This window comes from Micromonospora sp. NPDC047187 (assembly GCF_040643355.1).
Classification (GTDB): Bacteria; Actinomycetota; Actinomycetes; order Mycobacteriales; family Micromonosporaceae; genus Micromonospora; species Micromonospora salmantinae.
On record NZ_JBEYUF010000017.1, the window covers coordinates 1 to 12,340 of the forward strand.

Annotated in this window: 16 protein-coding genes and 1 pseudogene; 10 read left to right on the forward strand and 7 right to left on the reverse strand. The window is 69.7% G+C overall.

The window, feature by feature from the left end:
- Positions 1–32: 32 nt before the first annotated feature.
- Positions 33–683: a LysE family translocator gene (locus tag ABZ794_RS23585; protein WP_357517596.1), complete on the reverse strand. Its 651-nt coding sequence runs from the start codon at positions 681–683 to the stop codon at positions 33–35.
- 229 nt (positions 684–912) lie between these two features.
- Between ABZ794_RS23585 and ABZ794_RS23590 the strand changes: the two genes are divergently transcribed.
- The 3 genes and pseudogenes from ABZ794_RS23590 to ABZ794_RS23600 all read left to right on the forward strand — a co-directional run bounded on the left by ABZ794_RS23590 (position 913) and on the right by ABZ794_RS23600 (position 1,975).
- On the forward strand, positions 913–1,401 hold the full coding sequence (locus ABZ794_RS23590) for a DUF1992 domain-containing protein (protein ID WP_210785585.1): 489 nt from the start codon (positions 913–915) through the stop codon (positions 1,399–1,401).
- A 32-nt stretch (positions 1,402–1,433) separates the two neighbouring features.
- Positions 1,434–1,625 (forward strand): annotated as a pseudogene (locus ABZ794_RS23595) (GNAT family N-acetyltransferase); the annotation flags it as partial.
- Positions 1,619–1,975: a GNAT family protein gene (locus ABZ794_RS23600; RefSeq protein ID WP_357517698.1), complete on the forward strand. Its 357-nt coding sequence runs from the start codon at positions 1,619–1,621 to the stop codon at positions 1,973–1,975. The pseudogene ABZ794_RS23595 and the gene ABZ794_RS23600, both read left to right, overlap by 7 nt.
- Positions 1,976–2,071: 96 nt before the next feature.
- Here the strand turns inward: ABZ794_RS23600 and ABZ794_RS23605 are convergent, their stop codons facing one another.
- Complete coding sequence (locus ABZ794_RS23605) at positions 2,072–2,638, reverse strand: maleylpyruvate isomerase N-terminal domain-containing protein (RefSeq protein ID WP_357517700.1); 567 nt, start codon at positions 2,636–2,638, stop codon at positions 2,072–2,074.
- Between the two features lie 112 nt (positions 2,639–2,750).
- Between ABZ794_RS23605 and ABZ794_RS23610 the strand changes: the two genes are divergently transcribed.
- Entirely contained in the window at positions 2,751–3,734 is a 984-nt protein-coding gene (locus tag ABZ794_RS23610) for a helix-turn-helix domain-containing protein (RefSeq protein ID WP_238688977.1), read from the forward strand.
- Positions 3,735–3,750: 16 nt separating this feature from the next.
- Here the strand turns inward: ABZ794_RS23610 and ABZ794_RS23615 are convergent, their stop codons facing one another.
- On the reverse strand, positions 3,751–4,227 hold the full coding sequence (locus ABZ794_RS23615; protein WP_238688976.1) for a hypothetical protein: 477 nt from the start codon (positions 4,225–4,227) through the stop codon (positions 3,751–3,753).
- A gap of 250 nt (positions 4,228–4,477) precedes the next feature.
- On the opposite strand from ABZ794_RS23615, the gene ABZ794_RS23620 reads away from it, so the two are divergent.
- Positions 4,478–4,711, forward strand: coding sequence for a hypothetical protein (locus ABZ794_RS23620; protein WP_357517599.1), 234 nt, complete (start codon positions 4,478–4,480; stop codon positions 4,709–4,711).
- 16 nt (positions 4,712–4,727) lie between these two features.
- Here ABZ794_RS23620 and ABZ794_RS23625 read toward each other — a convergent pair whose 3' ends face one another.
- Positions 4,728–5,591, reverse strand: coding sequence for an NAD(P)H-binding protein (locus ABZ794_RS23625; protein ID WP_357517601.1), 864 nt, complete (start codon positions 5,589–5,591; stop codon positions 4,728–4,730).
- A gap of 86 nt (positions 5,592–5,677) precedes the next feature.
- On the opposite strand from ABZ794_RS23625, the gene ABZ794_RS23630 reads away from it, so the two are divergent.
- Together ABZ794_RS23630 and rox are read left to right on the forward strand one after the other, a co-directional pair.
- Entirely contained in the window at positions 5,678–6,391 is a 714-nt protein-coding gene (locus ABZ794_RS23630) for a TetR/AcrR family transcriptional regulator (protein ID WP_357517603.1), read from the forward strand.
- Between the two features lie 196 nt (positions 6,392–6,587).
- Positions 6,588–8,066 carry a rifampin monooxygenase gene (rox, locus tag ABZ794_RS23635; protein WP_357517605.1) on the forward strand — a complete coding sequence of 493 codons (1,479 nt, stop codon included), beginning with the start codon at positions 6,588–6,590 and terminating at the stop codon, positions 8,064–8,066.
- 94 nt (positions 8,067–8,160) lie between these two features.
- Here rox and ABZ794_RS23640 read toward each other — a convergent pair whose 3' ends face one another.
- Positions 8,161–8,688 (reverse strand): pyridoxamine 5'-phosphate oxidase family protein, encoded by a 528-nt coding sequence (locus ABZ794_RS23640; protein WP_210785593.1) that lies wholly within the window; start codon positions 8,686–8,688, stop codon positions 8,161–8,163.
- Positions 8,685–9,353: a DUF899 domain-containing protein gene (locus ABZ794_RS23645; RefSeq protein WP_210785594.1), complete on the reverse strand. Its 669-nt coding sequence runs from the start codon at positions 9,351–9,353 to the stop codon at positions 8,685–8,687. The genes ABZ794_RS23640 and ABZ794_RS23645 overlap by 4 nt, the downstream gene beginning before the upstream one ends.
- A 128-nt stretch (positions 9,354–9,481) precedes the next feature.
- Between ABZ794_RS23645 and ABZ794_RS23650 the strand changes: the two genes are divergently transcribed.
- The 3 genes from ABZ794_RS23650 (at position 9,482) to ABZ794_RS23660 (ending at position 11,313) form a co-directional block, all read left to right on the forward strand.
- Positions 9,482–9,943 carry a helix-turn-helix domain-containing protein gene (locus tag ABZ794_RS23650; protein WP_210785595.1) on the forward strand — a complete coding sequence of 154 codons (462 nt, stop codon included), beginning with the start codon at positions 9,482–9,484 and terminating at the stop codon, positions 9,941–9,943.
- A gap of 186 nt (positions 9,944–10,129) precedes the next feature.
- A complete protein-coding gene (locus ABZ794_RS23655) occupies positions 10,130–10,915 on the forward strand; it encodes an ArsR family transcriptional regulator (protein WP_210785596.1) in 786 nt (261 codons plus the stop codon).
- Entirely contained in the window at positions 10,912–11,313 is a 402-nt protein-coding gene (locus tag ABZ794_RS23660) for a VOC family protein (protein WP_210785597.1), read from the forward strand. The genes ABZ794_RS23655 and ABZ794_RS23660 overlap by 4 nt, the downstream gene beginning before the upstream one ends.
- Positions 11,314–11,413: 100 nt before the next feature.
- Here ABZ794_RS23660 and ABZ794_RS23665 read toward each other — a convergent pair whose 3' ends face one another.
- The gene (locus tag ABZ794_RS23665; protein ID WP_210785598.1) at positions 11,414–12,199 is read right to left on the reverse strand and encodes an aminoglycoside phosphotransferase family protein; all 786 of its coding nucleotides are present in this window, start codon (positions 12,197–12,199) and stop codon (positions 11,414–11,416) included.
- Positions 12,200–12,340 lie beyond the last annotated feature (141 nt).

Genomic DNA, 12,340 nt, shown 5'->3' on the forward strand with positions numbered 1-12,340 from the left:
TCGGCCGCCACCGGGGGCGCTGACCGCCCGGGTCAGGGCGTGGCGACGGCCGCGCGCGAGCGGTCGGCGGCGATGCGCACGGCCAGTGCCGCGAGCGCGGTCCCGGTCACCCACCGCTGCACCCGCAACCACACCGGCCGGCGGGCGAAGAACCCGGCCAGCGAGCCGGCGCTGAGCACGATCAGCGCGTTCACGCTCAGTGCCACGACGATCTGGGTCAGACCGAGCAGCAGGCTCTGCGTGGCCAGGTGCCCCCGCGCCGGGTCGATGAACTGCGGTAGCAGCGACACGTAGAGAATCGCGATCTTCGGGTTCAGCAGGTTGGTGACCAGGCCCATGGTGAACAGCCGCCGGGGCGGGTCCGGCGGCAGCGGCGCGGGCCTGAACGGCGAGTGCCCACCCGGACGCAGCGTCCGCCAGGCCAACCAGAGCAGGTAGCCGGCGCCGGCCAGCTTCACCACCGCGTACAGCGTCGGCACCAGGACGAAGACGGTGGCCAGGCCGGCGACCGCCGCCGCCAGGTAGACGCCGAAGCCGGCGGCCACCCCGAGCAGCGAGACCAGCCCGGCCCGGCGGCCCTGCGCCACCGAGCGGGACACCAGGTAGACCATGTTCGGGCCGGGCGTGAGCACCAGCCCCAACGCCACCAGCGCGATGCCCAGCAGTGCACCAGTACTCACCACGACACTTCCCCCGTTCGGTAGTCCCCACACCGACCGTAATCGGGAGGAACATCGCAACCCAGGGCCACCTGGCAGGCCGTGGCCTGCGATCTGAGGTGATCCACTCGCGTTCGGCGCGACGGCGGCGCCGTCGGCGGGAATGCTCACCGTCGCGGGCGTGCTGACCCCTGGCAAGTGCGTGTCGCCGGCCGGAGGCGGCGCGTTACGGTGGCCAGGGAGGTGCCGCACGGTGACCGAGGCGTGGGAAGCGTCAGTGGAGGCGAAGATCCAGGATGCCGTACAGCGCGGCGAGTTCGACGACCTGCCCGGCATGGGCAAGCCGATCCCCGGTCGGGGGGCGCCGTACGACGAGGCGTGGTGGATCAAGAGCTTCCTGGAACGCGAGGCGCTCCCCAGTGACCTGCTCCTGCCCACGTCGCTGCAACTGCGCCGACGCATCGAGCAGGTCCCCGACGAGGTCCGTGACCTGCCCACCGAACAGTCCGTCCGCGACTTCGTGGGGCAGTTGAACACGCAGATCGTGGCGTGGCTGCGCTTCCCCGACGACGGCCCCCGGGTAGCGGTGCGCCCGGTGAACACCGAGGACGTGATCCGCCGCTGGCGCGCCGAGCGGGCCCGGCCCGAGATCACCTCGACCGTCACCGAAGCGGCGGCCGTCCCGCCGCCGGCGCGCCGGCCCCGCCGTAGCTGGTGGCGGCGGTGGCGCCGTCGGGGCTGACCCCCGGGCCACGGCCACGGCAGACTGTGCCGATGCTTATCGAATCGCGGTCACCCGACTCGCCCTCGACGCCGGGTGTCGCCCTGCGTCAGTGGTGCGCCGACGACCTGGATGAGTTGGTGCGGGCGTACCGGGATCCGGTCCTGCGCCGCTGGACCAGAGCTGCGGTGACCACCGCGGCCGAGGCCCGACGGTGGCTGGACGGCGCGCTGCGTGACTGGGCCGACGGCCGGCGGTACACCTTCGCGGTCCTCGAGGAGCAGGCCGCCGGCACCCGGCTGGTGGGCAACGTGGTGCTCAGGGGGTCACGTCGAAGCGCCCGGCCCCGGAGGTCGGCTACTGGACGGCGTCGTGGGCGCGCGGCCGCGGCGTCGCCCCTCGCGCGGTCCTCGCGCTGAGCCGCTGGGCGTTCGACCGGTTTCCCGAGGTGGCGCGTCTCGACCTGCTGCACCAGGTGGACAACGTCGCGTCCTGCCGGGTGGCGCAGAAGTGCGGCTTCGTGTTCCAGGAGGTGCTGCCGGCCCGACCGCCGTTTCCGCTCGACGGCCACCGGCACTCGCTGCACGCCGGGTAGCCGGGGCAGCGCTGTCGACACCTCCCGGCGCCGACCGTGCGAACCTGACCCCTGACGCTCCACCGGGCGACCACCACCCCTCGACGCTGGTGCGAGTCAGTCGACTGCGGCCCGCCAGCTCCAGGAGGTGCGCCGGGCCCGGCCGGGCAGCTCACCGCGGCCGGTCATCCAGAGCAGCACCTCGGGTGCCGGCCCGGCCGGGGCGTCCGGGAACAGCCGGCGCAGCACCAGCGCGCTCAGCCGCTGCGGCGGCTGCCACGGCACACCGAGACCGAGGGTGAGGTCATGGGTGTGCAGCACGGTCTCGGCCACGCCCATGGCGGCGAAACCGGCCGGATCGCACGGACCGAAGTGCCAGGCCCGCGCGTCCGGCGGGGCGTCGTCGACGGCGGCGGCGAGCAGACCGGCGCAGGCCCGCACCACGGTGAGCACCTGCGTCGGGCTCGCGTCGGGGGAGACCCGCAGGTCGTACGGCAGATAGCCGTCATCCGGGCGGCCGGTGACCTGGCCCGCGTACGCGAGGAGGTCGTGCGCGACGTGTGCCGCGGTGGTCCAGCAGCTCCAGCTCAGCGAGCCGGCCGGCACCGACCAGTCGCGTTCCCGGTGTGGCAGCAGCACCCGGGTCATCTCGTCGGCTGCCTCCCGCAGGTCGGCGCCGGTCACCGCCGACACTCGCCAACCCGCCGGGCAGCACCGGGCGTGGGAATCCCGTCATGGGTGAAGAAAGTCGAGGCATGCAAGAATCCATCCTCGCATATGGGGGGAGGCGAGCAGAGTGTTGCCCAACCTCGTGGTGGACACGACGGTGTTGCCCCCGGCGGACCGGTTCGCGTTCTGGTATGCCCTGGTCGCCCAGGAGACGGCGCCGGCGCACATCAGCAGCGGCCACCTGGACAACTTCGTCGCCTACGTCCAGGCCATCGATCTCGGTCGCATTCGGATGACCTCGCTGCGCTACCCGTCCCTGGAGGCGATCCGGCCCGCGAAACTGGTTCGCAGCGCCGAAGGGGACGTGTATCAACTCACGCTGCCACTGACGGGTCACAGCACCTTGATCCAGGACCGCACCGAGTCCACGCTGGAACCCGGCAAGCACTTCACGCTCCTGGACCCCGCGCGGCGGCACGTCGCCCGGCACCGCGCGGACGGCCCCGGTCTCGCCACCACGATCACCGTGCAGATACCGCACGCGGCGCTGCCCCTGGCGCCGGACCGGCTCCGCCGCCTGCTGGCCACGCCTTTGCCGTCGCACCTCGGCGTCGGCGGGCTGTTGGTCCACCACCTGCGCACCATCGCGGCGCACCCGGAGCAGTTCGAGCCGGCCCAGGCCGAGATCCTGGGCGGGGTGGCGGTGGACCTGCTCACTGCCGCACTCGCTCAGTACCTCGACATCGAGGACACAGTGTCACCGGAGGCGCGGCAGACCGCGTTGCGGGCCCGGGTCGTCGATTTCATCGACCGCCACCTCGACAGTGACGAGCTGAGCCCTCGCAGCGTCGCCGCCGCCCACCACATCTCGCCGCGGTCGCTGCACCGCCTGTTCGAGACGGAGTCGACGACGGTTGCCGAACTCATCCGGGCCAAGCGCCTGGAGCAGTGCCGGCGTGATCTCGGCAACCCGCTGCTGCGGCAGCCGATCCAGGTCATCGCCGCCCGTTGGGGTTTCCCGGACAAGGCCCACTTCAGCCGCCTCTTCCGTGCCCACTACGGACGTTCGCCACAGGAATACCGCACGGGCGTCGCTCGCCAGGGTCGGTGACCCGCCCGACCAACCACTACCGCCGGCGGTCGGTCGGATCGTCCTCGACGAAGTCCCGGACCGCGGCGCGGATGCTCTCGCCGTACGGGTCGTCCGGTAGCCGTACCAGGTGTTCGCGGGCGCGGGCGAGGTGTTCCCGGGCCGGGCCGACGTTGCCCAGGCGCCGGTGGCAGTCGGCCAGGTTGAGGTACAGCGACGGCAGGAACGCCTGGACCTGGAGCGAGGACAGATACCGCCGGACGCGTTCGTCGGTCAGATCGGACACGGCGGCCAGAGCACGTTCGTCCCAGGCCAGCTCCGCCTCGGTGGTGTCCTGCAGGTCGGCGAGGTAGTGCGCCAGGGTGCAGCGGTGCAGGGCGTCACCGGTGGGCCCGAGTTCGTCCCACAACGCGGTGAGCAGCTCACGGGCTCGGGCAGGTGCGCCGCTCTGGCCGAGCTGCACGGCCTCGATGATGCGGGTCATGGTCGGGTCGGCGGTCGCGTGGTCGGTCATGTCGCCGATGGTCGGGCCTCAACCCGGTCGAGGATCAAATCCGGATGGGGTCTGAAAAACTAGATAGCCCCGTTCAGATCTTGCACTCCACTGTCGAATTTGCCTAGGCCGCCATGGTCCGGATGCGGGTCGAGAAAACCTACGAGGCGATCCTGCCTCGCTGCTGATCTCGTACGCGTTCGCGGCCGGCGGCCTCCTCGTCACGACGTACCTGCGCGATCTCCCCGACTTCCAGTACATCCAGCTCTTCATGCTGCCGATGTGCCTGTTCGCGACGACGTTCTATCCCCTGTCGGTCTACCCGGAGGCGGTGCGGCCCCTGATCCAGGTGCTGCCGCTCTACCACAGCATCCAACTGGTCAGGGAACCCGCGTTGGGCCACCTCGGCTGGGACCTGCTGATCCCGGTGGTCTACCTCCTCGCGTTCGGCTCGATCGCGATGCACGTCGCGACCCGTCGGATGACCCGGACGATGCTGCGCTGATCGGCTCGCGAGCGCGTCAGCGCTGGGCGACGATGGCCTCGAGCACCGAGCGGACGGATGTCGGGCGGTGGCCGATGACTGTCTCCAGCGTCGGATCGGTCACGGCGAACTCCTTTCCTCGCGCCGCGCGGTACATGCCGAGAGTGAAGTCGGCCGCCGCCGCCGGCATGCCTCGCTCGATGGCGGTCGCCCGCCACTGGTCGTCCTCCGCGACGACCCGTTCCACCGCGCGGCCCGTGATCTCACTGAGGATGGCGGCCACCGCTTCCAGGTCGAGCATCTCCGAGGCGGTCAGCGGTGCCGTGACCCCGTCGAGTACGCCGTCCTCGGTGAGGGCGACGGCTGCGGCCTCGGCCAGGTCGGCGTGCGCGGTCCAGGACACCGGGCCGTCCGCCGGCGCCACGAGTTGCCCGGTCTCCAGCGCCGCGCCGATGGAGAAGCTGAGCGTGCTCGCGTAGAACCCGTTGCGCAGGGCGGTGAAGGGAACCCCCAGTCCAGCCAGGTGCTCCTCGGTGGCGGCATGCGCGGGCTGGGCGGCGAAGAGTGAATCCCGGGAGGCGGCCTGGTGGCTGGTGTAGAGGATCCGGTTGGCTCCCGCGGCGCGAGCGGCGTCGATGGCGGCGCGGTTCGCGACGATCGCGCCGGGGCCGCGGATGGCGGCGGAGACGATGAGGACCTTGTCGGCACCCTCGAAGGCGTGCCCCAGCGTGGCCGGATCGGTGAAGTCCGCGGCCCGCACCCGCACACCCCGCTCGGCGTGGCCGGCGGCCCTGTCGACGTCGCGCACGCTCACGCCCACGGCGTCGGACGGTAGCCGGTCGAGCAGCCGGTCGACGATCTGGGACCCGAGGTTTCCAGTGGCACCGGTGACGACGATCATGCTGAACACTCCCTTGTTATCGGTGTTACGCCGCTGACGTTAGCACTGATATTTCGTCGTTAACAAGGCGCTGTTAGCATCGATTCATGGTGACGACGCAGGACACCCGCGACGACGTCCGCGCGGGCATCGTCGCGGCAGCGACCCAACTGCTGCGCGAGAAGGGGGCGAACGCGGTGACGACGCGCGCCGTCGCCCAGGCCGCTGGCGTGCAGGCACCGACCATCTATCGCCTGTTCGGCGACAAGGACGGCCTCATCGACGCCGTCGCCGAGCACGTCATGACCACCTACGTCAGCGGCAAATCGGTCACAGCGGACGGCGCGACGGGCGACCCCGTCGCGGACCTGCGCGCCGGATGGCGCGCGCACGTGGAGTTCGGCCTGACAAACCCCGAGCTGTACGCGCTGATCGCCACCCGGGGGAGCGGTGCGCCCTCGCCGGCCACGATCGCCGGCCTCGACGTGCTACGTCGCCGCGTCCGACGACTCGCCGCAGCCGGCCTCCTCCGGGTCGACGAGGAGCGCGCGCTAATGATGATCCACTCTGCGGGAAACGGAACCATCCTCACGCTGCTGGGAATGCCCGCCGACCAGCGCGACCTCGACCTGAGTGAGGCCATGCTCGATGCCGTGCTCACCAGCATCCTGGCGACAACTCCGGTAACACCCGACACCACCGCGAACGCGGTCGCCGTGACCTTCGCGACGGTGCTGCCCGACCTCCCGGGGCTCACCGACGCCGAACGCGCGCTGATGGCCGAGTGGCTCCACCGGTCGCTGAACCACCCGACGCCGTGATCACCTGGCGAGGAAACAACTCGACGGGATCACACTGGGGATATAGCTTGCAGTTGACCGCGACACCGCCCGAGGAGGTGAGACCCATGAACGTTGTAGCGATGTGGGTGCTCCCCCTTGCCGTCACGGTCGGGCGATTGACGTAGGTGTCGCCGGGAGCGCCCTGCCAACACGGCACTCCCGAAAGGCAACACCTATGCACCCTCAGCAATTCACCGCCGACCCGCCGTCGACCGATGGCACGCCCCGCACGTACGACGTGATCATTGCCGGATGCGGGCCGACCGGCGCGATGCTCGCCGCCGAACTGCGGCTGCACGACGTACGGGTCCTCATCGTGGAGCAGGAAACCGAGCCGGCGTCGGCCGTCCGCATCGTCGGCCTGCACATCCGCAGTCTCGAGCTGATGGCGATGCGCGGGCTGCTGGACCGCATCCTCCCGCACGGGCGGAAGCGTCCGGCCAGCGCCTTCTTCGCCGCCATCCCCAAGCCCGCGCCCACGGGCCTGGATTCCCGGTACGCCTATCTGTTGGGTATCCCGCAGCCGGTCATCGAACGTCTGCTCGAAGAGCGCGCCATCGAACTGGGCGCGCAGGTCCGGCGCGGTCGGGCGGTCGCCGGTTTCGAGCAGGACGACGAGGGTGTGACAGTCGATCTGGCCGACGGGGAACAGCTGCGCTCGCGCTACCTCGTCGGCTGCGACGGCGGGCGCAGCACGGTGCGCAAACTGCTCGGCGTCGGCTTTCCCGGTGAGCCGGCACGGACCGAGTGCCTGATGGGCGAGATGGAAGTGGGCGTTCCGCAGGAGGAGATCGCCGCCAAGGTCGCCGAGATCCGCGAGACCCATCAGCGGTTCTGGCTCCGACCGGCAGGCGTTGGGGTCTACAGCGTCCTGGTCCCCGCCGCCGGGGTCAGCGACCGCGCCGAACCGCCCACCCTCGACGACTTCACACACCAGTTGCGCGCCATCGCCGGGACCGACTTCGGCGTGCACTCCCCGCGCTGGTTGTCCCGCTTCGGCGATGCCACCCGGCTGGCCGACAGGTATCGGGTCGGGCGGGTGCTGCTGGCCGGCGACGCGGCGCACATCCATCCGCCCATCGGCGGGCAGGGCCTCAACCTGGGCGTCCAGGACGCATTCAACCTCGGCTGGAAACTGGCCGCGCGGATCCGCGGCTGGGCGCCGGAGGCACTGCTGGACACCTACCAGGCCGAACGCCGTCCGGTCGCCGAGGCGGTGCTGGACAACACCCGAGCCCAGACGGAGCTGCTGTCCACCGAACCGGGCGCACAGGCGGTGCGCAGGTTGTTCACCGAGTTGATGGACTTCGACGAGGTGAACCTCCACCTGCTGGAGAAGATCACCGCGATCGGTATCCGCTACGACTTCGGCGCCGGCCCCGACCTGCTCGGTCGCCGTCTGCCCGACATGGACATCAAACAGGGCCACCTCTACGGTCTGCTGCACCGCGGCCGCGGTGTGCTGCTGGACCGCACCGAACGCCTCACCGTTGGCGGCTGGTCAGACCGGGTCGATCACCTCGCGGAGTCGACTGCGGCACTGGAGGTTCCATGCCTCCTGCTCCGCCCCGACGGCCACGTGGCGTGGATCGGCGACGACCAGCAGGACCTGGACTACCACCTCGCCCGCTGGTTCGGCAAGCCCGCCCACTGATCTCAGGCCAGCGGCCTCGACATCGAGGTTGAGGAGTGCGGCCCAGACCAACCAGCGGCGGACGGGCTCGGGGCGTCGCCCCGAGCCCGGTCACTCAGGTGCGGTTGAACCGCCAACGGGTCGCGGTCAACCCGTCCGGGCCGTAGCCGAAAGCCCGGACGGGGGAGACCTCGTAGAAGGCATACTCGGGCGATCCCGGCAGACTCTCGTCATGGACTCGTCCGTCCCTGATGGCGAACGTCCAGCCGTACTTCGTTGCGAAGGCGGCGGCCACCCGGCGCAGCGCGGTGCCGCCCGACACCTGGTGAGCGTCACCGCTCACCACCAGGTCGAGGTCCTCGCTGCTCACTGTGATGACAGCACGGGGGTTGCGGGCCAGGTTTCGGCTCTTGCGGGAGCTCGGGCGGCTCGCAAAGCGCGGCACCCCATCCACGAGCACCACCATCACCGGCGCGGCATGTGGACGGCCGTCCTGCCCCACAGTGGACAGCCAACACTTGTGCGCCGACTCCAGACAGGCCAACGCCTGGCGCCAGGGCTTGAGTGTCGCCACATCGGTGTTGAAGGGTGTTGCGTCTTCCTGGCGGAAGAGGAGCTCAGCGACCGGCGCGTCGACTGTCACGACGGATCCTTTGTCGTGTCGTACTCGTCGTGCAGCCGCCACCACTGGTAGGGCTGGGTCTGCGGCCAGCCTTCCGGCGAGTCCTCCCAGGTCTCCTGTCGGCCGTATGGCGTCAGGTCGAGGAAGGTCCAGTTACTGCCGAGCCGTTCCACGCCCCGGGCGGTGGTGGTGTAGGTGCGGAAGATCCGGTCGTCCGCGCGGAGGAAGACGTTCAGCGCGAATCCGTCGCCGGTTCCCATGTCGGCGTTGAAGCTGTTGTTCAGCGACGAGTACCAGGGCAGGGTCCAACCCATTCGCCTCCGCAGCGCCAGCAGGTCGTCCAGTGGGCCATGGGACGTCAACGCCAGGGTGACGTCGCGGGCGTTGAGGTGGGCCAGGTGTCCGACGTTGTCGGTGAACATCGAGCAGCCGGAGCACACAGCGTCGACGCCGTGCCACATGAAGGTGTACACGATGAGCTGGCGGCGGCCTTGGAACAAGTCGCTCAGACTGGCAGGCCCGGACGGGCCGTCGAACACGTAGTCCTGCTCGACCGGCGTCATCGGCAGCCGGCGACGCGCCGCGGCCACTGCGTCGAGCTGGCGGGTGAGTGCCTTTTCGTGGACGCGCACGGTGTTCACTGCGTCTTGCCAGTCCCCGGTCGGGACGATCGGCGGATGGTTCATGCGGGCCTCTTTCGGCTTCCAGACGCGTGTGGAGGGGGCATAGACAACTCCGTTCCTTAAAGAGACGGGCTGGTGTGACGCTAACAGAGTCAGTTCCTTGAAGGAACCATCTTGCGTATCGTGGCGTCATGCAGCGAACGCAGTTCGGCGCCATGGCATGCTCGATCGCCCGCACCCTCGACGTCATCGGTGAGCCGTGGTCTCCGCTGATCTTGCGGGACGTCTACGGCGGCACGCACCGCTTCGAACAACTCCAGCGCGGACTCGGCATGTCCCGCAAGGTGCTCGCCGAGCGGCTGAACTGGCTGGTCGAACAGGGCGTCCTGGCCCGGCGTGAGTATTCCGCCCGACCGGTCCGGCACGAATACCTGCTCACCGACAAGGGGCAGGAGCTATGTGATCTGCTGCTTGTCATGGTGCGGTGGGGTGACCGGTGGACGGCGGGCGAGACCGGCCCGCCGGTGCTCTACCGCCACCACGCCTGCGGCAAGATCAGTCACGTGGAACTACGGTGCTCGGAGTGCGAACAGCCCATGCGGGCTACGGACATCGATCTGTTGCCCGGGCCCGGAGCCGACCCAAGATCTTGACCACCGGATCGGTCAACACCACCGTGATCCGCATGCGGAGCGCGTCCCATCGACGGCGGCCACCAGCCAGCCCACTCCGAGCAGCCGCGCCGGGCGGAGGTCGACTCGGGCGTCGATGAACTCGACCGTGGCCACAATCCCGCTCGCCCCAAACCGATCAAGCCGGTTTGATGTATCTTCGTGGTCATGGTGCCACCGAGTCACACTGCGCCGCCGAGCCACACTGCGCCGCCGTTCGTCCGGCTGGCCGCACACCCGCTGCGCTGGCAACTGCTGACCGCACTCGCCCGCAGTGACCTGCGGGTCCGCGAACTGGTCAGCCTCGTGGCCCAGCCGCAGAATCTTGTCTCCTACCACCTACGGCTGCTGCGCGACGGCGGCCTGGTCACCGCTACCCGCAGCAGTTTCGACGGTCGCGACAGCTACTACCACCTCGACCTCGACAGCTGCACCCACGCGCTGGCAGGCACCGGCGCCGCTCTGCACCCCGCCCTGCAGTTGGGCAGCACTCCACCGGCCCCGCCGGTCCACCCGCCGCGGACCGTGCTGTTCGTGTGCACGGGCAACAGCGCACGTTCCCCCATCGCCGAAGCCCAGCTCCGACGTCGCACCGCCAGCGACGTACAGGTGACCAGCGCAGGAACCCGCCCCCGACCGCAGCTACACCCCCATGCCGTGCGGGCTCTGCGCGACCACTTCGGCGTCGACGTCGCGCGCAGGCACCCTCGGCACCTCGACACACTCGCCGGCCGCCGCTTCGACTACGTGATCACCCTGTGCGACAAGGCCCGAGAAGTCTGCCCCGACTTCGGTAACCCGGCCGGCCAGCTGCACTGGAGCATCCCCGACCCCGCCGCAGCCGGCGCCCGGGACGACTACCCCGCCTTCCTGCAGGTTGCTGCCGACATCGACACCCGCGTGCGGCATCTGCTGCCCGTCCTTGCCACCGATCCTCAGGAGACCAAACCGTGAGCACACCCGAGCAATACGTCAGCGTCCGCTACCTCGTCGACGATGTTCACGCCGCCGTCGACTTCTACACGGCCCACCTCGGTTTTCACCTCAAGACCAGCGCGGCCCCCGCCTTCGCCGACGTGGTCCGCGGCCCGCTACGACTGCTGCTGTCCGGACCCGCCAGCTCCGGTGCCCGCGCCACACCGAACGACGCCACCAGCCCCGGCCGCAACCGCATCCACCTCATCGTCGACGACCTGGACACCGAGATCGACCGGCTCCGCGACGCCGGCCTGGCGTTCCGCAGCGAGCTGGTCTCCGGGCCCGGCGGCCGTCAGATCCTGCTCGCCGACCCCGCCGGCAACCTCATCGAACTTTTCCAACCCGTCCGCGAGGCCAGCCCCGCCAACACCTGAACCCAGTTGCACTTCGCCGCCAGCCCGGCAAGGCATAGTCGATGTTCCTCAGCGCCGACTCCGCCGCAGTGCAGCCACTCATGCGCAGGATCTCGCGAATCTAGGTGACATCCCGGCCCAACTGATCGGCGTGCGCGGTGATCCACCTCGCGTCGCGTCGGTAGAGCCCGACGTGACCGCGAATGTTCTCCTGTCCCTGATCAGCCCGGGCCTCGGTGAAGACGGCGAGGTCGTGTAGTCGATGGACTGCGACCTGGAGGACGTGAGCAGGGTCTTGCTCCGAGCCGTAGGCATCGCAGAGCACGCGCAGCCGACGTGCCCGTTCGCCCAGGTCACTGCCGATTGCGTCGCCGTTGTCGGGATGGGCCAGCGGCACCAGCCGGTAGGCAAGGTAGGCCAGGTCCCACGACCGGGGACCGGGCGAGGCCGTGTCCCAGTCGATGACTCCGGTGAGCCGCCGGTCGGTGAAGACCATGTTGTACGGCGCGAAGTCGTTGTGACAGATGACCTCAGCTGGCTGCCGCACCGGGAACTGCCACACTCCACCGACGGCGTCGAAGCTGGCGCTGGCCTGGTGAAGTTGTCCGAGGTAGACACCGGCATCGGTGAGGACGGCGTCGCTCCAGATCCAGTCCGGCAACGGGTACTGCGGCACGATGCCCGGCAGGTACGAGACGCTGTCGCGTCCGTGCTCATCGGTTCCGAGTGGCTGCGGAGCCCAGGTGACGCCGTGCTCACGCAGATGTCGTAGCAGGCGTTGAATCGTCGGGCTCCAAGCCCCGGCACCGCGCCGAACGGTGGCACCGACACGTGTTGCGCCCCCCATGTTGCCCCCGGGTAGCGCTTCCTCCTGCTCGCCGACCGCGTTCGCGCTGTGGTCATCCATGGCCACATCCTCAGCGCGTGCGGGACGCAAAGCCACCGTGTTCGTGAGCCCGGCTGCCGCCGGGAGGAGCGAGGCCCAGCTGAACCGATTAATAGATTGGTATTAACGATAATCCGCTAATTACTTGGACAAAAGGTACGT

What these genes read in the sequence shown, in the direction of transcription:
- rox (WP_357517605.1), top strand. Translation starts at nt 6,588, where the DNA reads ATGCACCCTCAGCAATTCACCGCCGACCCGCCGTCGACCGATGGCACG.
- ABZ794_RS23615 (WP_238688976.1), bottom strand. Translation starts at nt 4,227, where the DNA reads ATGACCGACCACGCGACCGCCGACCCGACCATGACCCGCATCATCGAG.
- ABZ794_RS23665 (WP_210785598.1), bottom strand. Translation starts at nt 12,199, where the DNA reads ATGGATGACCACAGCGCGAACGCGGTCGGCGAGCAGGAGGAAGCGCTA.
- ABZ794_RS23650 (WP_210785595.1), top strand. Translation starts at nt 9,482, where the DNA reads ATGCAGCGAACGCAGTTCGGCGCCATGGCATGCTCGATCGCCCGCACC.
- ABZ794_RS23620 (WP_357517599.1), top strand. Translation starts at nt 4,478, where the DNA reads ATGCTGCCGATGTGCCTGTTCGCGACGACGTTCTATCCCCTGTCGGTC.
- ABZ794_RS23645 (WP_210785594.1), bottom strand. Translation starts at nt 9,353, where the DNA reads ATGAACCATCCGCCGATCGTCCCGACCGGGGACTGGCAAGACGCAGTG.
- ABZ794_RS23655 (WP_210785596.1), top strand. Translation starts at nt 10,130, where the DNA reads ATGGTGCCACCGAGTCACACTGCGCCGCCGAGCCACACTGCGCCGCCG.
- ABZ794_RS23625 (WP_357517601.1), bottom strand. Translation starts at nt 5,591, where the DNA reads ATGATCGTCGTCACCGGTGCCACTGGAAACCTCGGGTCCCAGATCGTC.
- ABZ794_RS23630 (WP_357517603.1), top strand. Translation starts at nt 5,678, where the DNA reads ATGGTGACGACGCAGGACACCCGCGACGACGTCCGCGCGGGCATCGTC.